This is a genomic window from Flavobacterium sp. PS2 (genome assembly GCF_046250155.1).
Lineage (GTDB): Bacteria > Bacteroidota > Bacteroidia > Flavobacteriales > Flavobacteriaceae > Flavobacterium.
This window is the reverse complement of sequence record NZ_CP176426.1, coordinates 1562640-1583947: the sequence shown is the minus strand read 5'-3', so window position 1 is coordinate 1583947 and position 21308 is coordinate 1562640. Positions and strand designations below refer to the sequence as shown.

Genomic DNA, 21308 nt, shown 5'->3' with positions numbered 1-21308 from the left:
GTTTTTAGCGCAAAACGTTTTCTGCAAGATTTAAATAAAATTGAGTAGTTGTAACGGTTTCATTGCAATCTGTGATTGTTTTTAAATGATCTGTCAGGAAATGTTGGTGTAAACTTCCTTCTACAATAGTCGATACTAGAGATTTTGCAAAAGGGTAGTCCGGATTTACTTCTTTTACAATAGAAACAATCCGATTAATAACTCTTTTGTATATTAAAAAAAAGCCTTCTTTGTTTTCCTGATCAACCTCTTTAGTATGGAATGTTTTAGTGAATTCTGCAATTATAATTTTATTTAAAATCGCTTCATTAATATGTTCTGTAGAGGCATCATCGGTAACTTTTTCGGTAACAATGGTAATGGCTTTATTAAGTTTTTCTTTTTTATCTATGATGTTAGTAGTAGAGAAAACCAGTTTATATTCCATCCAGCTCCAGTACCAAGAAGATAAATAGACTAATAATTTGTGTTTGTTTTCAAAATAACGATAAATCGAACTTTCGTTAGATCCTATTTCTACGCCTAATTTTTTAAATGTAAAATTATCAAACCCAATTGCATCGATGAGAAGAATACTTTGTTCAATAATTTTTTTTCCTAAGGCAGATGTTTCCGGATCCTTTACATAGATCTTTTCATTGACTTGGATTTTTAAATTTGATAGTATAGTCTCCATAAAAGTTATTTTAAATGCAAATATAATAGTATTACTTTCAGATTTGAGTATTTAACTTTTATTTGTGCAAAAAAAAGCTGTTCTTAAATCAAGAACAGCTTTTTTTAAAAATAGTTTTCAGTTTCAGTCGTAGTACCAGTTTTCAGTGATGATTGCAACTGAATACTGTTACTGTAAGCTAAAACGAATGTTTTTACAACAATGAATGACAAGTCATTGCGGCAGGTTGTGGAATCCCCATTAACTCAAGAATAGTAGGAGCAATGTCACCGAGAACACCATCGTGTATTGTTTTTAATTCTTTGTCAACCAAAATAATCGGCACAGGATTAGTTGTGTGTGCTGTATTAGGACTTCCGTCAGGATTAATCATAGTTTCGCAATTTCCGTGATCGGCAATTACAATTGTAGTATAATCATTTGCAAGAGCAGCTTCGATAACTTCTTTTACACAAGCATCAACAGCTTCACAAGCTAATATTGCAGCGCTCATAATTCCTGTATGTCCTACCATGTCTCCATTGGCAAAATTTAAACATACAAAATCTACTTCACCTTTATTTAATTCAGGCACTAATGCATCTTTTAATTCAAATGCACTCATTTCTGGTTGTAAATCGTAAGTTGCTACTTTTGGAGAATTTCTTAAGATTCTGCTTTCACCCTCAAAAGGAACTTCTCTTCCGCCAGAAAAGAAAAAAGTTACGTGTGGGTATTTTTCCGTTTCGGCAATACGAATTTGTTTTTTATTAGCTTTCTCTAAAACTTCACCTAATGTTTCGGTAATGTTGTCTTTGTTGTAAACAACTTTTACGTTTAGGTATGTTTCGTCGTAATTAGTAAGCGTTACATAATACAATTTTAGTTTATGCATGTTTTGCTCGTGAAAATCTTCTTGCGAAAGAGCTTCAGTAAGTTCACGACCTCTATCGGTTCTAAAATTGAAGAAAATAACAACATCTTCTTCTTCGATAGTTGCTAATGGTTTATCATTTGCGTCAACCATAATGATTGGAGCGATAAATTCATCAGTAATGTTATTTTTGTAGCTTTCTTTAATAGAAGCTACGGCATCTTTTGAGTGTGTGCCCAATCCGTTTACTATTAAATCGTAAGCTAGTTTTACACGTTCCCAACGTTTGTCACGATCCATTGCATAATAACGACCTATAACAGATGCTATTTTTACTGGAGTATTTGCAATATGGTTTTCTAAATCTTGTATGTAAGTTGCTCCAGATTTAGGATCAACATCACGACCATCGGTAAAGGCATGAACAAATACTTTGTCCAAACCGTATTCTTGAGTAGCATCAATTAATCCTCGTAGGTGAGAAGTGTGTGAGTGAACACCACCATCAGAAACAAGACCTAAAAAATGTACTTTTTTATTGTTTTCTTTTGCATAAGTAAACGCATCTACAAGTACTTGCTCTTTGGCTAAAGTATTGTGAGCTACAGCAAGGTTTATTTTTGCTAAATCCTGGTAAACGATTCTTCCCGCACCAAGGTTCATGTGTCCAACTTCACTATTTCCCATTTGCCCTTCTGGTAAACCTACATTTAAACCATCGGTACGAAGTTGTGCGCTTGGGTAGTTTTTGTAAAGGCTATTTATAAATGGAACATTTGCATTGTCTATTGCAGATACTTTAGGGTCAGGAGATTTTCCCCAACCATCTAAAATCATAAGGATTACTTTTTTGTTCATCAGAATTTATTTTGCACAAAGATAAGCCATTTGTAAAATGTTTAAGAAAGACTTAGATACAATTATGCTTTATAAAGGGAACGGTATAAAAAAATAATAATTTAATTATAGAAGGTGTAATTTTTTAAAATAAATGCAGATTAGGTTTTGTTTTTGATGCCATTATAGTCAATGAAATGGTGAATGCTTACCGATAAAATATGGTTTAATATATTCCTGAATAAGTAAGTTGTTTATGTTATTAAAGAATAAAGTATTTGAGATAATCAGGAAGTGCTTAAAAAAGTCTATTTACTTTAAAATGATGTAATTAATTAGTGTAGCTAAATGTGGTATAATTGATTAATTTGGTTTTCTAATATGTAGGTTTTGGCTTATAGTTTACTGTGTTTCAATAAGTTTTGTTATAATTTCATTAAGAGAATACAATAAATATTAGGTTGTATTCGTTAAAAAATGATTAAAAAGTACTTCGTTTCTACTGTAAAATTTTGGGAGCTACATATTTTTTATATATTTGCGAACCACGAAACAAATTATAACCTAAACGCATTCAATGATTTATAAGATTTGTCCCATATTGTTAATGTTGTTTTTGTCATTTACCACGGATACAAAAACAACTACAGAAGTTAAAAAAGTTGAAAAGAAAAATATCGCTAGTACAGTAACTGCAAGCTTAGATTTAAGAATCAAAGCGGTTTATAGTACACTTAATGCAAATAATTTTGATTTACCTGAACTTAAGAGTTTTACAGAGGCTTTAAAAGGTTTTTATTTATTAAAGGAAAAAGGACTTATTCAAAAAGATCTTTTGACTTTAGTCGATTTTAGTTTGTCTTCTAATCTGAAACGTCTTTGGGTTATTGATCTTTCTACCAATACCGTATTGTTCCAATCTCTGGTTGCTCACGGAAGAAATACAGGTGAGGAATTTGCATCAGATTTTTCAAATACAAATTCTTCCTATAAAAGTAGTCTTGGTTTTTATGCAACAGGTGAGGTGTATAGAGGAAAACACGGAATCTCGTTACGTTTAGATGGTTTAGAAAGAGGAGTTAATGATAATGCGCGCGAAAGAGCAGTAGTAATTCATGGAGCCGATTATGTTTCGGAATCATTTATTAGAAACAATAAAAGGTTAGGTCGTAGCCAAGGTTGTCCTGCTATTCCTGTAGAATTAACTAATGCAATTATCGAAGCAATAAAAGATAAATCGTGTTTATATATCTATCATCCATCAAGAACTTTTACGATGGAAGAAAAGCTAATTTCTTAACTTAGCATATAAATCGGTGTCTAAATTGTAGATGTCATTTCTAAATTGTAAAGAATTGTCTTCGCTCCATGCGGTCCAATACCATTGATACATAGCGTATTTTTTGGCAATTCTTACATTGGTAGTTTTTTTAGTAACTATAAGAGAATCTATTTTTTCTTTCGACCAGTTATTAGAGTCCAATATATGTTGTGCTAATTCCAAAGGATTTTCGACACGAACACAACCAGAACTTAAAGAACGATTGTTTCTTCCGAATAAGTTACGGTGATTGGTATCATGTAAATAGACGCTATGGTTATTTGGAAACAAGATTTTCATTAATCCTAATGAGTTGCTACTTCCGGGACTTTGTACATAGCGATAACTACCAGGGGAATTTTCATTCCAGTCACTAGGTTCTACAACAGAGTTGTCTTTACTGTAAATCGTAATGTTTTTATTTTTTAAATAATTTCGATTACGTTTCATTGCAGGAACAATATCTTCTTTTAATATAGTAGGCGGAACAGTCCATGTTGGGTTAAAGACAACAGTTTTAAGAGTTGAGGTTAGAATAGGTGTTTTTCGGCTATTAGTACCCACAACAATTTTTCGAACAACAGTAGTGTCTTTGTTTTCAACAACGTGTAGGCTGTAATCAGGAATGTTTATTATAAAATAATTTTCGGCAAGCGTATCTGCAAACCATCTCCAGCGCTCAATGTTGCTGATAATTTGATGTTTTCGTCTGATTTTAGAAAAATTCAAAGCATTAACAGTTCCTTTACCAATAACACCATCGGCAGCTAAGCCATGACGAGTTTGGAATTTTTTAATAGCTTCAAATGTCTTATTGTCGTAAGTAGATGTTAAACTGTCCCTTCCTGTTAAATCTTTCCAGTATAAAAGGCGTTTTTTAATTGTAATCATTGCGTTATTAGTGTCGTGCAACGTTACTTTATCTTCAACTTCGATGGTTTTAATGTTGTCGTCTGGAAATTCATTTAGTAATTCTAGTGCTTTTAGTAACCTTTTATAGGTATATGTTTTTGGCTGACTTTTTTCGATAGCAAGCGTTAAATCATTATCATTAAAAGCTTTTATAAGAATGGTGTTTACATTAAAAGGTTTGTCATTTAAATCCCAATCATTATATAGTTTTTTAGGATTCAGTTTTCCTTTATGTAAATGCGTTAAGTATTTCTGAAAATTATAAGTAAGCAAAACGTCATATAGAGCCAGGTCGGTATCGTTTAACTTACTTATTTTACTTTCAAAATTTTCTATTCTTTTTATGCTATAATCGTTTGGTTCTAAACCAAGAGATTCAGATTTTTTTAATTCATCAATAATAAAGGTTCTTTTTTCAAGATTTCCCCAAACGGTTTCATTATGAGATGCGATGTAAAATTTTTTAAGATCTTCACTTTTAAAAGAGCCTATCACCGATGTGTCCAACTGAATTTTTCGTTCATCAGTTTGAACAATTGCAGGAAGAGGTTCCGCTTTTTTTACAGGAATTGCTTTTTCTTCTTTTTTGCAACTTATAAAGATTGATAGTAATATTAAAAAGTAAAGTTTATTCATTTTAAAGTTTTTTATACATTAACAGGTGTTTCCCAACATCTTTTATTTCAAAAATTGCACCAGTCTTTTGGTAGCCCATTTTTTCATAAAATCCAACAGCTTCGGTTCTGGCGTTAAACCATATTAGTTTACAATTATTGTTAATACAATATTCTTCACAGTAAATAACCAAAGCTTCCCCCAATCCTTTTTTTCTAAAATCGTCCAAAACGGCCATTCCTCGAATCTGCGATTGGAAATTTTCCGCAAAGGTAATATTAGAATTTCGAAATAGCGAAATAATTCCTACTAAATTTTTATCTTCAAATAAACCAAAGTGATGCGTTGTAGGTAAATCATCACCATCAAAGTGGCAGCTTTCTATAGGTTTTCCTTTTCGTAGAACAGGATTGCGTACTAAATAAGTTTCTTGGGCAGATATTTCTTGTATGTTTGACATAATTTTTAAAGAATAGTAAAGTTATAACTTTTTAGTTTTAAATATATTAAAGAATTTGTTTAAGATTTTTTGAAATTTTTGTAAAAAAAACTTGTTTTTAACTGGAGTTATTATCTATATTTGCACCACAGTAATGCGAAAGTAGCTCAGTTGGTAGAGCTCCAGCCTTCCAAGCTGGTTGTCGCGAGTTCGAGCCTCGTCTTTCGCTCTAAAGAAACCGAAATTGCAAATGTTTCGGTTTCTTTTAAAAAGAAAAAAATTTTTGATTTTTATTTTTTAGAATGATTTAATTTTTTTATATTTGCACCCTGTTAATGCGAAAGTAGCTCAGTTGGTAGAGCTCCAGCCTTCCAAGCTGGTTGTCGCGAGTTCGAGCCTCGTCTTTCGCTCTTTAAAAAGCCGAAACTTAATAGTTTCGGCTTTTTTATTGCACATAACTCAAATCTGTTTGAGGTTCTAATTCTTCAGGCTCTTGATTTTGTCTAAAAAGACGAGCAGATAAATCCCCTTTCAAAATAATTTGATCTCCTTTTACGTCTAACCAGCTTCCTTCACGCAATCCTAAGACAGGAAGTGTATTAAAAGCATGGAATTCTTTTATTCTTGTTTCGCGAGTTTCGCCCATATGTTTAGACTGAGAATCTGGATCTAAATAATGAGGGTTTAAGTTAAACGGAATTAATCCTAAAGTCTGGAAACTTGGCGGGTAGATAATTGGCATATCATTAGTAGTTTGCATTGATAGTCCGCAAATGTTGCTTCCTGCGCTAGTTCCTAAATAAGGAGTTCCGTTTTTAACAGCTTCAGCAAGAACCGTCATAATGTTGTTTTTGTATAGTTGTGTTACCAACAAAAAAGTATTTCCGCCACCAGTAAAAATTCCTTCGGCATTGTTAATGGCTGTTCTAGCATCTTCAAATTCGTGAATTCCTTTTACTTTAATGTTTATTTTTTCAAAAGCTTGAGAAACAGTATTAGTGTATTGTTCATGCGAAATTCCTCCAGGTCTTGCAAAAGGGATAAAAAGAAGTGTTTTGCAGTTCTTAAAGTGCACTTGCAATTCGGGTAATAAATAATCTAAATAGCTGCCACCGTGAAGGGTAGAGGTGCTGGCAATAATGATATTTTTCATGGATTTTGTAATGTTTTTTTGTTAAGTTAAAGATATTAAATAGTGCGTTTTAAAGCCGTAAAATAAAGGTTTAATTAACATATTTTTACCAAGTTGTTAATATTAAATTTAGATGACATTAAGATACTTTTACAGCTTATCCTTATAATGTTTTGATGAACAAGGTAGTATGTGTGTTTTTTATTTTCCTGGCTAATAATCTTTTGGCTCAAGTTGCTGTTTCTCCTGTTTTAAAAGGAAAAATAGATGCTAATACAATGGATTTGGAGGGGATTTATGTGGTTAATTTAAGAACAGAAGCTTCTGTAGTTACAGATAAGGAAGGTTCTTTTTCGATACCAGTCCAAACAGGCGATACGCTTATTTTTTCGTCGGTACAGCTTAAAGAACGTCGAATTGTTTTGACAGACGAAGATTTAGCATCGGCAAAATTTGTGGTAAAATTGGAAACACTAGTGAATCAGTTGCGAGAAGTTATTATAAAAAGATACGATAATATTAATGCAGTTGCCTTAGGGATAATTCCTGCGGGGCAACGTTCTTACACAACTGCAGAGCGTAGATTAAAAGGAGGAACTGATCTGGATGCTTCAGTAGGATTAGGAGGTTCAGTTGGTCTGGATCCTATAATAAATATGTTTTCAGGCAGGTCAAAAATGCTTAAAAAAGAACTTGCTGTAGAGAAAAAAGAAATCTTCATGAAGCTTTTGGAGAATATGTTTGATACAGATCACTTCGTACGAAAGCTTAGTATTCCGTTGGATTATGTAAAGGGATTTGAATATTTTGCAGTAGAAAATGAAAGTTTTACAAAGATTTTAAGCTCTAAAAACAAAACGACTACCGAATTCTTGCTAGGAGAACTAGCAGAGAAGTACAAAGAAATAATAGCACGTGAAAATAATTAATACCTTACTTTTATTTATTGTATCTTTATTCTTTCAAATTGGTTTTGGGCAAACTGTTGTTACAAAAGAAATTTCCGGAAGAATTACCGCCGACTCAAGTTCGGTCGAAGCTATAACAATAGTCAATAATACCACTCAGGAAACTACTATTTCGGATAATAAAGGACAGTTTTCTATCGTTATCAAAGAAGGAGATGTGTTGGTTTTTTCGGCAGTAAATCTAGAACCACTCCGAAAAAGAATTACAGCTAATGATTTGAAATTAGACTTGTTACTGGTAAAAATGGTTCCCAAAAACATAGAGCTAAAAGAGGTTGTTATAAATGAATTTTCAAACATAAATGCCGAAAATTTAGGAATCATACCTTATGGACAAAAGAAATACACACCAGCAGAACGAAAATTATATACAGCCAAGTCTACTATGACAGATGCGCTCTTAAATAAGATATCTGGTCGGACCGCTATGCTGAAAAAAGAAGTAGCAGTAGAGAAAAAAGAGATGTTGTATTCAAAAATTGAATATCTTTTCGAAGAGAATTATTATACTGATAGATTAAAGATTCCGCTAGAGCATATAAAAGGGTTCCAGTTGTATTGCATAGATGATCCAGAGTTTGTAACTTCGTTGAATGCCAAAAACAAAACAATGAGTATGTTTTTAATAACAGGTTTGGCGCAAAAATATTTAACAATTATCGAAAATGAGAAATAAAATTGGAATATTGATCTTGAGTTTATTTTGTCAGTTGTGTATCGCACAAACTGGAACAAGAATGTCTTTACATGGAAGAGTAGTAAATGACTCGGTTGCCCTGGAAAGTGGTTATGTTTTGAATGTTAATACAAAAACAAGAACCTTTATTTCTTCAAACGGATTGTTTGATATATTGGCGAAACCAAAAGATACTTTGTTGTTTTCGAGTTTGGCTTTTCAAACAAGAAAAATGGTGCTGACAGAAAAGGAGTTTGCTGAACGCCTTTTAGTAGTGCGATTAGGGCTTAAAAACAATCAGTTAAAAGAAGTGGTTATTCCAAAAGGATTAAAAGTAAAATCACTGGATAAGAATACCCAGAAATATGTTGATATGCAATTTGAGGATGATAAACAGTCAACCCCAGAAAACAGTGTTTCTTATTCAGATCAAACCATAAAATACGGTACAGATTTCGTGAGGATATTTAAAGATGTTAAAAAGCTCTTGAATAAATCAGGCGAAAAAGAAGTTCCTGTAGACGATGTAGCTTTTACGCAATATGTAAGAGCAAATTTCAGTCCGTCATTCTTTGCTAAAACTTTAGAATTACAAGATGATGAGATTGATTTGTTCCTGATGTATTCTTCTAATGATCCTGTTTCAAAACAATATCTAAAACCAGAAGATAGATTTCAGTTAATGGATTTTTTAATTAATAAAAGTAAAGAATTCAAAAAAGTGAATGATATTAAAAAATGAGAAAAATTGTAGCTTACTCTTTAATAGGGTTATTGTTTCTATCATTATCATCATTTGCTTTTCATAAATTTTATGTTGGGGTATATCAAATAAATTATGCTCCCGAAAAAAAAATGCTTCAAATTACATCTCGAATTTTTATCGATGATCTGAATAATGGAGTGGAAAAAAAATATAAAATCAAGTCCAACATCGGCACAGAGAAAGAAACTGAAGCTGATGTTGCCCTTTTGAAAAAATATCTTGCTGAAAATTTTACTATTAAAGTAAATGGTCAGTCACGACCAATCACGTTTTTATCGAAAGAAGTTGAATCAAATGATGTTTTGGTTTGTTATTCCAGAATAAAAGATGTTGATAAAATTAAAAGCTTAGAAATTTCGAATACAATTTTGGTAGACTGGAATACCGAGCAACAAAATATTACACATGTTTCGGTATTAGGGAGCAAAAAGAGTGTGCTTTTTACAGAATCTTCAAGGAAAGAATTGTTAAAGTATGAATAAATGGAGATGAATATTTTTTTAATTGTTATTTTCACACCCTGACAAAAACTCCAAAAAACCAGTTTATGAGAAGAATATCATTTTTATTGTTTTTTCCTGCAATCATGTTTGCGCAGGAAAAAAATACCACACCAATAAAGCAACAAGGGAAGTACGATACTAATAAATTTAGTCAAATGTATGATTTATTGGCTACTCCCAATATGTTTCGTACAGCATCTGGAGCGCCAGGACCAGCATATTATCAGCAACAAGCCGATTATAAAATTGATGTTGAGTTAGATGATAAAAACGCAAAATTAAGCGGGTCAGAAACAATTACATATTCTAATAATTCTCCAGATAATCTAGAGTATTTATGGTTGCAACTAGATCAAAATCAAGCTAAAAAAAATACACAAACTACATTAGCCGAGAGTGATAAAATTAATCAAGTTTTAGCAGTTGAAGGTTTTTCGAACAAATACTTAAAAGACGGACTTGAGCGAGGTTTTAATATTGAGTCTGTAAAAGATGCAACGGGAAATCCGATGTCTTATACAATTAATGAAACCATGATGAGAATTAATTTACCTGCGCCTTTAAAAGCTGGTGAAAAAATTTCATTTTCTATTAAATGGTGGTATAACATTAATAATTACAGAAAAGATGGAGGCCGTTCAGGATATGAATTTTTTGAAAAAGACAAAAATAGATTATATGTAATTGCGCAATTCTATCCAAGAATGGCAGTTTATAATGATGTAGAAGGATGGCAGAACATGCAGTTTTGGGGAGGTGGAGAATTTGCTTTACCATTCGGAAATTTTGATGTTAATATTACCGTTCCTGCAGATCACGTAATGGAAGCTACAGGAGAATTAACAAACAGAAGTGAAGTGTTTACTCCAGAACAAGTAAAAAGATACGAGCTTGCTCAAAAATCATATGATAAGCCAGTTGTAATTGTTACACAAGAAGAAGCAGAGGCAACAGAAAAAGGATTTTCTGAAAAGAAAAAAACATGGAAATTTAGTGCTAAAAACGTACGTGATTTCGGGATTGCAACATCAAGAAAATTCATTTATGATGCAATGGCAGTAAAGCTTGGAGGTAAAACAGTTATGGCGGCTTCAGTATATCCAAAAGAAGCAAACCCACTTTGGGGAGAAACGTCAACAATAACAGTTGCACATACATTAAAAAGTTATTCATCACACACATTTGATTATCCTTACCCAAAAGCAGTTTCAGTTTCGGCAGAAGATCAAGGGATGGAATATCCAATGATTTGTTGGAATTTTGGTCGTCCTGATGAAAATGGAGTGACGAGCAAAGAAATAAAAAACGGAATGATTGGTGTCGTAATACACGAAGTAGGGCATAACTTTTTCCCTATGATTGTAAATTCCGATGAGCGCCAATGGAGCTGGATGGATGAAGGGTTGAACTCATTTTTAGAGTACTTGGCAGAGCAGGAGTTAGATCCTAATTTCCCGTCAAGACGTGGTCCTGCAAAAAACATTGTTCCTTATATGAGTGGAGATCAAAAGTTTTTAGAACCAATTATGTCAAACTCAGAGACGATTCACCAATTTGGTAATAATGCTTACGGAAAACCAGCTACAGGTCTTAATATTTTAAGAGAAGTAGTTATGGGAAGAGAATTGTTTGACTATGCTTTTAAAACATACGCAAACAGATGGAAATTTAAGCACCCAACACCGGAAGATTTCTTTAGAACGATGGAAGATGCTTCGGCAGTCGATCTAGATTGGTTTTTTAGAGGGTGGTTTTACTCAACAGATTTTGTAGATATCGGAATTAAAGATGTAAAGCAATATTATGTTAGCGAAACTGCTACAGCAGAGCTAAAAGATACTAAGATTAGAAAAGGACGTTTTGGTTTTGAAAAAGGACCTTTTGTATATTTAATTGCAAGCGATAACAAAGAATTAAAAGGATCTGATAAAAAAGCCTTAAAGGTTGATGATGTAAAATTATTATCAGATTATGTTGCGCAAACATTTAATGCAGAAGAAAAAGCAAATTTAAAATCACCTAAATATTTTTACGAAGTAGAGTTTGAAAAGCCGGGAGGAATGATCATGCCTATTCTTGTAGAGATTACTTATGAGGACGGAAGTAAAGAAGAATTTAAATATCCAGCACAAATCTGGAGAAAAAATAATGATACAGCCAAAAAAGTATATGCAACAGAGAAAGCTATAAAAAGCATTCAAATTGACCCAAAATTACTTACTGCAGATATTGACGTAACTAATAATGCATGGCCAAAAGTAGAGGTAAAATCAAAATTTGATTAAGCATAAAAAGATAAGAGACTCGCAAGGGTCTCTTTTTTTAAGTAAATTTTAAAACAGTAGGCTACAAAATTTAATATCTTTGTGGCACATAAAATAAAAAAGATATGTTTGGTATAGGAGGAGGAGAATTAGTTTTTATACTATTTGTAGTACTTATGCTTTTTGGTTCAGATAAAGTACCAGAAATTGCTCGTACTATGGGGAAAGCAATGGCGCAACTTAAAAATGCGACCAATGACATTAAAAGCGAAATTCAAAAAGGCGCAGAAGCTAACGGTTTTGATGCGAAATCATTAGACAACATAACAGGCAATATTAATTCTGAAATAGAAAAAGCCAAAACTAATTTGTTAGGAGATGCTACAACGCAATTCGAAAAAACAAAAGAAGACATTGATACAATTACAGGCCCAATAAAACGTCAGATATAATGCTTGAAAAATTACAAGAACTCGATACTAATTTATTTGTTTATCTTAACGGTTTTGGTTCCGAAACTTACGACAAACTTTGGCTCGTAATTACGAATCAGGTAAATTGGATTCCACTTTTTTTGTTATTATTTTATTTCATTTATAAAAAATTAGGAACAAAACAAACCTTGTATCTATTACTTTTTATAGCAATTTTAATAACCTGTACAGACCAATTAACAAATTTGGTTAAAAATAATGTACAGCGTTTAAGACCTTGTAATAACCCCGATATTAATTCGTTTATTCGAATTGTACAAGTTCGCTCATCATTCAGCTTTTTCTCAGGACATGCTGCTAATACAATGGCAGTAGCTACATTTTTATACTTGTTGCTTAATAAACATTTTAAATATTTTGGACTCCTGTTTTTATGGCCATTAGTTTTTGCTTATAGCCGTATTTATTTAGGATTGCACTATCCGTTGGATATCCTTTGCGGATATTTAGCAGGAGCAACAATGGGATTCTTGCTGTTTAAAATATACCAAAAAGTAAGAGCAAGGTACTTTCCAGTTTAAATTTTAGGAGCTTTTTCCAGCTGTACACTCTATCTTTTCCTGGCTAAAGGAGCCAGAAAAAGGATGCCGTTTCCATCTGGGCTAGAATTGTGTTTAAAAATTTAAAAGCTTTGATTAATTAAGCTTTGTTTTTTCGCTCCATTCCAATCCATTTGGTAATTCCAGATTACTAAATTCGATATGAATAACGCGTCTTCTCTCGTTATTAGTAGTCTTGTTAGAAGCATGAAAAAGCAATGGTTTCATAATCATTATACCACCTTTTTCGATTTCGCAAATTGTTTCCGTTTCATTCTTCAAGTCCATGTTTTCGACTCTCAAAATTCCTTTAGAATGAGAATTGTTAATCACTTTTAAAGCACCATTGTCTTTAGTAGTTTTGTCGATATGGATTCTTATTGTAAAATTATTTTCGAGAACCTCTTTGGGAGGTTGTACTGCAAATTGATTTTGTTTGGTAGTCCAATTTTCAAAATTTTCTATATCTAATTTTTTATCTACCGAAATAGTTAAATCTTGATGATAAGCAACAAACCAATTTGATTTTTCGGGTTTGTCAAAATATATTGATTTCGTTATAAAATAATTCTCCCCAAAGTTAGATTTGATAATATCCTTTAAGTTCTGATTAAAGATATAATCTAATGTCTCAGGGATTTCTTTGTGGAATTGTCTAATAGCAAATAAATCTTCAGATTTTCTAAAGGTTGTTTTATCCGTTTTGTTCTCAGTAACGTTTTCAATTATTGAAATCAATTTTTTAATTTCGTTTTCATCATAAACATTATCAATAATTGCAAAACCTTCCGAGTTTATTTCATTGCTGTAATTCATTTATTGCTGTTTTTTTCTGAATTACCTCTAGCTAAAGTAGAAGGTAATTGAGTCTTTGTTTAATAAAAAACTTAGAATCTTAGTGCTTCAATAACTTAGTAACTTTCTTAAAGTACTCGACTTACAGTTAGACCATCACGAATAGGTAATAAAACAGTTTCTACCCTTGGATCGTTCTTTAAGAGTAAGTTGTATTCTAAAAGTATTTTTGTGCTAATATCGTTTGGTTGTAATGGTTCTAAAACTTTACCACTCCATAAAACATTATCAGATAAAATGATACCTCCTTTATTCATTTTAGGAACAATCATTTCGTAATAATTAAGGTAGTTTTCTTTATCAGCATCGATAAAAACCAAATCAAATTTTACATCAATCGTAGGGATAATAGTTGTTGCTTCGCCCAAATGTTGGAAAATTTGTTTTCCCCAAGGCGATTGGTCAAAATATTTTCGTTGAAAATCTATTAATTCTTCTTTAATATCGATGGTATGTAATTGCCCGTTTTCTTGCATGCCTTCGCATAAACATAAAGCAGCATAACCAGTATAAGTACCAATTTCGAGGATGTTTACAGGACGTATTAACTTAGATAACATACTTAAAACACGCCCCTGAAAATGCCCACTTAGCATACGTGGTAATAATATTTTTTGGTAAGTTTCTTTGTTTAAACGTGCTAGTAATTCAGGTTCTCTTTCTGAGTGTTGTTCGATATAATCCTCTAAGTCTTGTGATATAAAATGCATGATGAGTAAAGTCTAAATTTTTGAAACACAAAAATACAAAAATATCTACTACACTTTTTAGCATAAAAAACCATTCGTCGTGACGAATGGTTTTAATTTTCATGACAATGAAAATTATTTTTTTAAAGCATCATTAACTTCTTTGGCTGTTTTTACAGTTCCGTCCTTTGCAGCTTTTGCAGCATTTTCTACTTTTTTAGCTCCTTTTTCTGTAGCGTCTTTTACATCTTCAGCAGCTTTTTTAGTAGCATCTTTCACATCTTTGGCAGCATCTTCAACTTTAGTTACGGCTGTATCTTTTACTTCTTTAATGTCAGTAGTTAATGAGTCTACTTTGTTTCCAAGCGTTAATTCATCTTCAGTAGGTTTTGGCTCTTCTTTTTTACATGACTGAACAGCTAAACTTAATAAGGCAACTAATGCTAAACTTAAAATTTGTTTTTTCATAATGAATTAATTTTTTTAGGTTGATAAAATTTAACGTTTATAGAGCTGAAAAATAAAGATACACATTTTAAAATGATTGCGCGCTTTGTAATATTATTTTCCCTTTGAGAGAAAAACAATTCTCGTGCCAAGTTTTATATTCGGAAAGATTTAGGAAAAAGTTTTTTAAAATCAAAAAGGTACCCATATAGAGTACCTTAAAAAAAACATGATAATATTTTAAAAAGAAATGATGAGTTTTTCCACTCACTTAGTTTTTGTACAAACTAAAATTAATAACAATATCATCTTTTACTTTAATTAAACCAGCCATTTTTACGGGTGGCGCTAATTCAATATCTGAGAACTTTAAATTAAGTGATCCTTCGATTTTTTTATCAGTGGTATATAATATGAAATCTTTGTATTTCAGGGTTTTATTTGTGATGTAAAAAGCCAGTGTGCATTTGTAATTTTTGCCACTAGGTTTTATGTCTGTAATATACACAATACTGTTAGGGAAGGTTTTTATCTTTACAGTTCCTTGTAAATCTTTTGTCATTATTTTGTTTCCGCAATCAAAATTTGACATCTTGATTTCAGTATTAAATGCATTTTTTTTTGTTGAATTTAAATAAATGGTATCTTTTTTAGGGAAGATATTGGAGCAATTGTAATTGCCGACAGTTGATACTCCTGTAATTTCTATTTTTATTTTATTTATTATTAAAACAGTATCATCTGTTAAAAAAGTGGGTTTAGCACTTCCCAAGGAAAGAAAAATGACTAAACCCAAAATTAAAATTAGAAATCTATTTTTCATTTTATTTAGAATGAAATTGTTGCTTCAAACATTAGTCCTTCAAATTTTCCTCCGTAAAAGTCATTTGGCATTGAAACTCCGCCTACATTTCCAAATTGTTGGTAGTTTTTGTAGTTCTGTTGCACGTATGAAAGTTTTGCTAAAATGTTTTTAGTCATAAACCAACCTGCAGCAGCTTCAAATCTATTTACTTGTACAGCATCAGCATCAGAGTTACGTAGTTTTCCGTCGACTAAATTGTATTTAGCACCAACATATAGATTTTCATGATTTCCAAAACGATAAACTATATCTCCAACATATTGATTGACATTACGAGTATCATCTGTTCCTTTATAGTCACCTCCTGAAGCAAATTCTAAAGTACCGAAGAATTCAAATCCTTTATATTTTATAAACGGGTTAATCATGTAAGAAGTGGCCCAGTTTCCGAATCCAGGATTAAATCTACCAGTGTCTTTATTACTCTCTGAATCTAAAATATTTGAACTTGGGTAACCTATCGTTCCAGCGTGTGTCATTACGCTATAAAAACGACTTCCTGCTCTATCAGAACTATATAAGTTTCCGCTAGAATTTGCTGTATGATAGTAAGATCCGGTAAGTCTGATTCTTAAATCACTGTCAATTTGTTTGTCCCAACCTAATTTAGCTAAGATTGTAGGGCTAATGGTTGTATTTTGATCCGGAGCAAGTTCTGTAGCTGTTCCTGGAATAACTTCTTGTACGTTTTGATTTAATTTAGAGTTTGTTACTCCAATCATACTTACAAAACCGCTTCTGTTATAGTATATTTCAGCTCCCATTTCGGTAGTAAAAGCATCCATGATATTGTTTCCAATAAAAGGGTTTGTTATCGTATAAGCATTGTTACTTCTTCTAAAATGCGCATCTCCATAGTTGTTTTCCATTTGACCTATTTTGATGGTGGTATATTTCATAACATCTTCAAGAAGCCCTTTTTTAATGAAATCTAATTTGTCAATTTGCAAGTATCCACCTTGTACCCAGGTTTCATGATGGTGTCTGGAAGCAAGATATATGTCTAAGTTTACACGTACCCCATCTGCTAATTGTGCACCTATTGTCATATTAGCATTTGGTAAATTAAAGTCGTTAGTTAGATTGTTTAATCTGTATTCGGCATTCGCTCCGGTTAAGTTTCTTTGGTCATTGAACGAATTCAAGGCCTGAAATTGCAAGGCAAATGCACCGCCCAGATCAACACTAATACCTTTGTAAGCAGCAGTATCTTTTTTGACATCAAATACATTGATGGCCCTCTGGTCACGAGGAATTTGATTTTGCATATGTCCAAAACTTAGCTGTGCATTTGCAGCAATTGTGCTTGCTAATGCTATAAATAGTAGATAGATTTTTTTCATGATTATTATAAATTAAAGTTTAAATTGAATTTTATGGTTAAGTTTTCTCCAGTTTTAATTGTTCCTAATAATGCAGTTGGAGATTTCATTCCAAATTCAGTAAAAGTGATTTTGTTGCTGCCTTGTAAGGATACCACATCTTTGGTAACTGTAGTTTTTACTTGTGTTTTTATTACTTTGCTTACTCCGGCTATGGTGTAAGTTCCGGTAAGTTCCCATGTAGTTTCATTAATCTTTTCGGCAGATTTTAAAACATATTTAATGTTTTTGAATTTGTCTGTTTTTAAAGTTTTGTACGCCACCTTATCCATGCTAGTTTTCTCGCTTTTAATGCTCTCTGCGGGTAGGCTAATATCAATACTGTTGATGCTAACTAATTTTGAATCTGCGATAGTGAAATTAGCTGTTCCTGTTTTTGAGTCAGATTTCATTTCCCAATCATGCATTGTAGATGTTCCAGATACAGAGTAACTAGTTTTTGCGTCTAGTGTGTAGTTTTTTTGAGCATTTGATAACAATACGATTCCGAAGAAAAGTACTGTTGAAAGGAATAATTTGTTTTTTGGTAATTTCATTTTCTGTGTATTAAATTGTTATCAAAAAATTTGATTTGTAGCTTTTAAATTATATTTATCAGCAACTAATCGTGGTATTTGTTTGAGTCAAATTTATTACTCATAAAGAGCTTTTTAGATGATATAAATCATTGTTAAAATTTTATTAAAGCCCTATCTATAGCTACAACGATGTAGTATAATCGATGTTTTTTAGGGTAAGAAATTACATGGTTTTTTACGGATATAATTGCCTTTATTTTAGATTCTATTATCGGTTTGAGATTATATATGATAGTCGATTAAAAATGAGCAAATACTTTAGTAACTTTGCAGCATGCAAATGGAGAAAAAAGACATACGAGCCTTATCAAAAGAGGAATTGCGCGATTTTTTTGTCGCTAATAATGACAAAGCTTTTCGCGGAAATCAAGTTTACGAGTGGTTATGGAGTAAAGGAGCACATAGTTTTGATGATATGACCAATGTTGCTAAGGCAACACGTTCTATGCTCGAAGATAATTTTGTTATCAATCATATTAAGGTTGATACAATGCAACGCAGCAGCGATGGTACAGTAAAGAATGCTGTACGCTTACATGACGGGTTAGTTGTAGAGTCGGTTTTAATACCAACCCAAACTAGAACTACGGCTTGTGTATCTAGCCAGGTAGGTTGTAGCTTAGATTGTAATTTTTGCGCAACAGCGAGATTAAAAAGAATGCGAAATCTAGAACCTGCAGAGATTTATGATCAGGTAATAGCTATAGATAAAGAAAGTCGTTTGTATTATAATCATCCGCTATCGAATATTGTTTTTATGGGAATGGGAGAACCACTCATGAATTATAACAATGTTATGAAAGCAATTGATATGATTACCTCTACAGAAGGATTAGGGATGTCACCAAAACGTATTATGGTATCGACATCGGGAATTCCTAAGATGATTAAAAAAATGGCCGATGATGATGTTAAATTCAAATTGGCGGTTTCATTACACTCGGCAATCGATGAAATCCGTTCTCGAATTATGCCTTTTAGTAAAAACTTTCCTTTGGCAGATTTACGAGAATCATTAGAATATTGGTATAGAAAGACCAAATGCAAAGTTTCATACGAATACGTAGTTTGGAAAGGAATTAACGATGATAAAGCATCGATTGATGCCTTGGTAAAGTTTTGTAAATACATACCATGTAAAGTCAATCTTATTGAATATAATCCAATCGATGATGGAGAGTTTCAGCAAGCTTCAGAAGAATCGATTAATGCGTACATAAAAGCATTAGAAAACATAGGGGTTGTGGTAAAAGTACGCCGAAGCAGAGGAAAAGATATTGATGCTGCTTGTGGGCAATTGGCCAATAAAGAAGCAGAAGTTTAGAATTACTTTAGTATAAAAATAAAAAAGCATTAAAAACGAGATTACCACTTGTTTTTAATGCTTTTCTCTTTATAAATCAGCTTATTTTTTTAAATGAATTTCTTCCGAAACTCCATCTCTTGTAACAACAGCAAGGTCATCACAATCACCATTCCCAAAATCAATTAAAGCCTTAGCTTCATTTTTAGTAATAGAAATAGAACCTTTTACAGGGAAAGGTTTTTTGCATGCCATAGAGAATTCTAGAGGAAGTATAATTTCGGTCGAAATTTTATCACCATTAGGGAACGTAGTTTCTCCAGTACCGGTGATGATAAAAGTATTATCGTCCCAATTAAACCAAGTGTCGAAACCAGCAATCATTTCCTTTATTAAAGTACCAGTTCGTTTGTAAATTTTCCCATCTTCAAATGTAATTGTCATGTCGATTGCCGAAGTAGATACAGGGTGAACAGTTGCTAATAAAGCAGTTGCTTTTTGTGTTAAGCTTATGCTTTTGCTACCTTGCATTTTATTACCATTGTGGTAAAAGTTCTCAAAACTGTATGTGATTGTATGTTCAGAGCTTGAGAAATCATTTGTAAACGAAATGGTAATTTTTCCTTTCAATGTATTTCCGTTAGATAAGGTACAACCTTCAGTGCCAAAATCGATAGTTCTTGTCCATGTATTGTCTGTTAATACAGTTGTAATGACGGCGCATTCTGGTAAAAAGCTTTTAATAACTCCAGTTGCTTTTCGGGAACTGTTTTGTTGTGCGCCAAATTGGTCTTCTGCAATATTTGAAACATCATCAATCGATGCATCAATTTTTGAGTTTGTAGCTATTTCATCGTTTGAAATAGTTTTAGATGAAACATCTTGTCTTGTTTCATCTGAATTACAACTAATGAAAAACGAAAAAGTTGCAATGGCTCCCAATAATAAAATCTTTGTTTTCATAATAAGTAATTTAGATTTCTTGTAATTAATGAATTAAATTAGAGTGGAGATTATATTGTAGATTTTGAGTTAATGCTATTTTATAAAGGGGAAATAAAATAGTAACGACACAATTAGACTATGCTAATAATGAGCTTTCGAGTAAATAAGGTTTACTTGAATGTGAATAGTGTATAAAAAGTTACAAATGTTGATATACTTCTATAAAATAGACAACGTTTTTTTATTTAAAATAGTATATTTGGAATCGAAATGAATATTACCTCACAAATAAAGCAGCCCATTTTTAACGAAATGGAACTTTTTGAAAAAAAGTTCCATGAATCGATGACTTCAAAGGTGGCTTTGCTTAACAGAATTACCTATTATATCGTAAATCGAAAAGGAAAACAAATGCGACCTATGTTTGTTTTCTTGACAGCAAAAATGGTTTCAGAAGGAATCGTGAACGAACGTACTTATCGAGGAGCATCGGTTATAGAGTTAATTCATACTGCTACTTTGGTTCATGATGATGTTGTAGATGATAGTAACCGTCGTCGTGGTTTTTTCTCTATCAATGCACTTTGGAAAAATAAAATAGCTGTTCTGGTTGGAGATTATTTACTATCAAAAGGATTGTTACTTTCTATAGATAACGGTGATTTTGATTTACTTAAAATAATATCTGTTGCTGTACGCGAAATGAGCGAAGGCGAATTACTTCAGATAGAAAAAGCAAGAAGACTAGATATTACCGAGGATGTTTATTATGAAATTATCCGAAAAAAGACAGCGACACTTATTGCTGCTTGTTGTGCACTTGGCGCAAAATCGGTTATAGAAGATGAAGTTCAGGTAGAGAACATGCGTAAATTTGGAGAGCTTATAGGAATGGCTTTTCAGATAAAGGATGATTTATTCGATTATAGCGAAGAAGCTATAGGTAAACCTACCGGAATAGATATTAAAGAGCAAAAAATGACTTTGCCTTTAATTCATGTTCTAAATAACTGTACCTCTAAAGAAAAAAGCTGGCTTATTAATTCTATCAAAAACCATAATAAAGACAAAAAGCGTGTAAAAGAAGTTATTGCTTTTGTAAAAGATAATAATGGTTTGGCTTACGCCGAAAATAAAATGGTAGAATTTCAGCAAGAAGCACTCTCACTACTCAATAATTATTCAGATTCAGAATTCAAAGCAGCCTTGACTTTGATGGTGAACTACGTTATCGAAAGAAAAAAGTAAG

The 21308-nt window shown here is 32.2% G+C and carries 22 protein-coding genes and 2 tRNA genes; 12 read left to right on the top strand and 12 right to left on the bottom strand.

The window, feature by feature from the left end; genetic code table 11:
- Positions 1 to 4 precede the first annotated feature (4 nt).
- Positions 5 to 676 carry a TetR/AcrR family transcriptional regulator gene (locus ACJ6WR_RS06690; protein ID WP_039116411.1) on the bottom strand — a complete coding sequence of 224 codons (672 nt, stop codon included), beginning with the start codon at positions 674 to 676 and terminating at the stop codon, positions 5 to 7.
- A 193-nt stretch (positions 677 to 869) separates the two neighbouring features.
- Complete coding sequence (gpmI, locus tag ACJ6WR_RS06685; protein WP_039118476.1) at positions 870 to 2387, bottom strand: 2,3-bisphosphoglycerate-independent phosphoglycerate mutase; 1518 nt, start codon at positions 2385 to 2387, stop codon at positions 870 to 872.
- 556 nt (positions 2388 to 2943) lie between these two features.
- On the opposite strand from gpmI, the gene ACJ6WR_RS06680 reads away from it, so the two are divergent.
- Complete coding sequence (locus tag ACJ6WR_RS06680; protein ID WP_039116409.1) at positions 2944 to 3666, top strand: murein L,D-transpeptidase catalytic domain family protein; 723 nt, start codon at positions 2944 to 2946, stop codon at positions 3664 to 3666.
- Here the strand turns inward: ACJ6WR_RS06680 and ACJ6WR_RS06675 are convergent.
- Together ACJ6WR_RS06675 and ACJ6WR_RS06670 are read right to left on the bottom strand one after the other, a co-directional pair.
- Positions 3655 to 5235, bottom strand: coding sequence for a murein L,D-transpeptidase (locus ACJ6WR_RS06675; protein WP_039116408.1), 1581 nt, complete (start codon positions 5233 to 5235; stop codon positions 3655 to 3657). The two genes, ACJ6WR_RS06680 and ACJ6WR_RS06675, sit on opposite strands and share 12 nt — an antisense overlap.
- Before the next feature lies 1 nt (position 5236).
- Complete coding sequence (locus ACJ6WR_RS06670; protein WP_086893519.1) at positions 5237 to 5674, bottom strand: GNAT family N-acetyltransferase; 438 nt, start codon at positions 5672 to 5674, stop codon at positions 5237 to 5239.
- Positions 5675 to 5809: 135 nt separating this feature from the next.
- On the opposite strand from ACJ6WR_RS06670, the gene ACJ6WR_RS06665 reads away from it, so the two are divergent.
- Together ACJ6WR_RS06665 and ACJ6WR_RS06660 are read left to right on the top strand one after the other, a co-directional pair.
- Positions 5810 to 5882: transfer RNA gene (locus ACJ6WR_RS06665), tRNA-Gly, on the top strand.
- Between the two features lie 108 nt (positions 5883 to 5990).
- Positions 5991 to 6063 (top strand) — tRNA-Gly (locus tag ACJ6WR_RS06660).
- A gap of 35 nt (positions 6064 to 6098) precedes the next feature.
- On the opposite strand, the gene pepE is transcribed toward ACJ6WR_RS06660, so the two are convergent.
- Positions 6099 to 6806 (bottom strand): dipeptidase PepE, encoded by a 708-nt coding sequence (gene pepE, locus ACJ6WR_RS06655; RefSeq protein ID WP_409417399.1) that lies wholly within the window; start codon positions 6804 to 6806, stop codon positions 6099 to 6101.
- Between the two features lie 155 nt (positions 6807 to 6961).
- Here pepE and ACJ6WR_RS06650 point away from each other — a divergent pair, with 155 nt between their 5' ends.
- From ACJ6WR_RS06650 to ACJ6WR_RS06620, 7 genes are all read left to right on the top strand, one after another.
- Positions 6962 to 7714, top strand: a complete 753-nt coding sequence (locus tag ACJ6WR_RS06650; protein WP_409417398.1) for a hypothetical protein — start codon at positions 6962 to 6964, stop codon at positions 7712 to 7714.
- Positions 7701 to 8429 (top strand): carboxypeptidase-like regulatory domain-containing protein, encoded by a 729-nt coding sequence (locus tag ACJ6WR_RS06645; protein WP_409417397.1) that lies wholly within the window; start codon positions 7701 to 7703, stop codon positions 8427 to 8429. The genes ACJ6WR_RS06650 and ACJ6WR_RS06645 overlap by 14 nt, the downstream gene beginning before the upstream one ends.
- A complete protein-coding gene (locus tag ACJ6WR_RS06640) occupies positions 8419 to 9171 on the top strand; it encodes a hypothetical protein (protein WP_039114447.1) in 753 nt (250 codons plus the stop codon). Before ACJ6WR_RS06645 ends, ACJ6WR_RS06640 begins: the two co-directional genes overlap by 11 nt.
- A complete protein-coding gene (locus tag ACJ6WR_RS06635; RefSeq protein ID WP_039114448.1) occupies positions 9168 to 9677 on the top strand; it encodes a DUF6702 family protein in 510 nt (169 codons plus the stop codon). Before ACJ6WR_RS06640 ends, ACJ6WR_RS06635 begins: the two co-directional genes overlap by 4 nt.
- Before the next feature lie 65 nt (positions 9678 to 9742).
- Positions 9743 to 11983 (top strand): M1 family metallopeptidase, encoded by a 2241-nt coding sequence (locus tag ACJ6WR_RS06630; protein ID WP_409417396.1) that lies wholly within the window; start codon positions 9743 to 9745, stop codon positions 11981 to 11983.
- Between the two features lie 104 nt (positions 11984 to 12087).
- Positions 12088 to 12414 carry a twin-arginine translocase TatA/TatE family subunit gene (locus tag ACJ6WR_RS06625; RefSeq protein ID WP_039114450.1) on the top strand — a complete coding sequence of 109 codons (327 nt, stop codon included), beginning with the start codon at positions 12088 to 12090 and terminating at the stop codon, positions 12412 to 12414.
- Positions 12414 to 12977 (top strand): phosphatase PAP2 family protein, encoded by a 564-nt coding sequence (locus tag ACJ6WR_RS06620; RefSeq protein WP_409417395.1) that lies wholly within the window; start codon positions 12414 to 12416, stop codon positions 12975 to 12977. Before ACJ6WR_RS06625 ends, ACJ6WR_RS06620 begins: the two co-directional genes overlap by 1 nt.
- A 114-nt stretch (positions 12978 to 13091) precedes the next feature.
- Here ACJ6WR_RS06620 and ACJ6WR_RS06615 read toward each other — a convergent pair whose 3' ends face one another.
- The 6 genes from ACJ6WR_RS06615 to ACJ6WR_RS06590 all read right to left on the bottom strand — a co-directional run bounded on the left by ACJ6WR_RS06615 (position 13092) and on the right by ACJ6WR_RS06590 (position 17769).
- Positions 13092 to 13811 carry a phytanoyl-CoA dioxygenase family protein gene (locus ACJ6WR_RS06615; RefSeq protein WP_039114452.1) on the bottom strand — a complete coding sequence of 240 codons (720 nt, stop codon included), beginning with the start codon at positions 13809 to 13811 and terminating at the stop codon, positions 13092 to 13094.
- A 107-nt stretch (positions 13812 to 13918) separates the two neighbouring features.
- The gene (locus ACJ6WR_RS06610) at positions 13919 to 14560 is read right to left on the bottom strand and encodes an O-methyltransferase (RefSeq protein WP_039114454.1); all 642 of its coding nucleotides are present in this window, start codon (positions 14558 to 14560) and stop codon (positions 13919 to 13921) included.
- A gap of 114 nt (positions 14561 to 14674) precedes the next feature.
- Positions 14675 to 15007, bottom strand: a complete 333-nt coding sequence (locus ACJ6WR_RS06605; RefSeq protein ID WP_039114456.1) for a hypothetical protein — start codon at positions 15005 to 15007, stop codon at positions 14675 to 14677.
- A 250-nt stretch (positions 15008 to 15257) separates the two neighbouring features.
- Positions 15258 to 15809: a hypothetical protein gene (locus ACJ6WR_RS06600; RefSeq protein WP_039114458.1), complete on the bottom strand. Its 552-nt coding sequence runs from the start codon at positions 15807 to 15809 to the stop codon at positions 15258 to 15260.
- A gap of 5 nt (positions 15810 to 15814) precedes the next feature.
- Positions 15815 to 17194, bottom strand: a complete 1380-nt coding sequence (locus ACJ6WR_RS06595; protein WP_409417394.1) for a hypothetical protein — start codon at positions 17192 to 17194, stop codon at positions 15815 to 15817.
- Between the two features lie 5 nt (positions 17195 to 17199).
- Positions 17200 to 17769, bottom strand: coding sequence for a YceI family protein (locus ACJ6WR_RS06590; RefSeq protein WP_409417393.1), 570 nt, complete (start codon positions 17767 to 17769; stop codon positions 17200 to 17202).
- 316 nt (positions 17770 to 18085) lie between these two features.
- Here ACJ6WR_RS06590 and rlmN point away from each other — a divergent pair, with 316 nt between their 5' ends.
- A complete protein-coding gene (gene rlmN, locus ACJ6WR_RS06585; protein WP_323488735.1) occupies positions 18086 to 19135 on the top strand; it encodes a 23S rRNA (adenine(2503)-C(2))-methyltransferase RlmN in 1050 nt (349 codons plus the stop codon).
- A gap of 81 nt (positions 19136 to 19216) precedes the next feature.
- Here rlmN and ACJ6WR_RS06580 read toward each other — a convergent pair whose 3' ends face one another.
- Positions 19217 to 20077: a hypothetical protein gene (locus tag ACJ6WR_RS06580; RefSeq protein ID WP_409417392.1), complete on the bottom strand. Its 861-nt coding sequence runs from the start codon at positions 20075 to 20077 to the stop codon at positions 19217 to 19219.
- A 252-nt stretch (positions 20078 to 20329) separates the two neighbouring features.
- Between ACJ6WR_RS06580 and ACJ6WR_RS06575 the strand changes: the two genes are divergently transcribed.
- Entirely contained in the window at positions 20330 to 21307 is a 978-nt protein-coding gene (locus ACJ6WR_RS06575; RefSeq protein WP_039114464.1) for a polyprenyl synthetase family protein, read from the top strand.
- Position 21308: the final 1 nt, after the last annotated feature.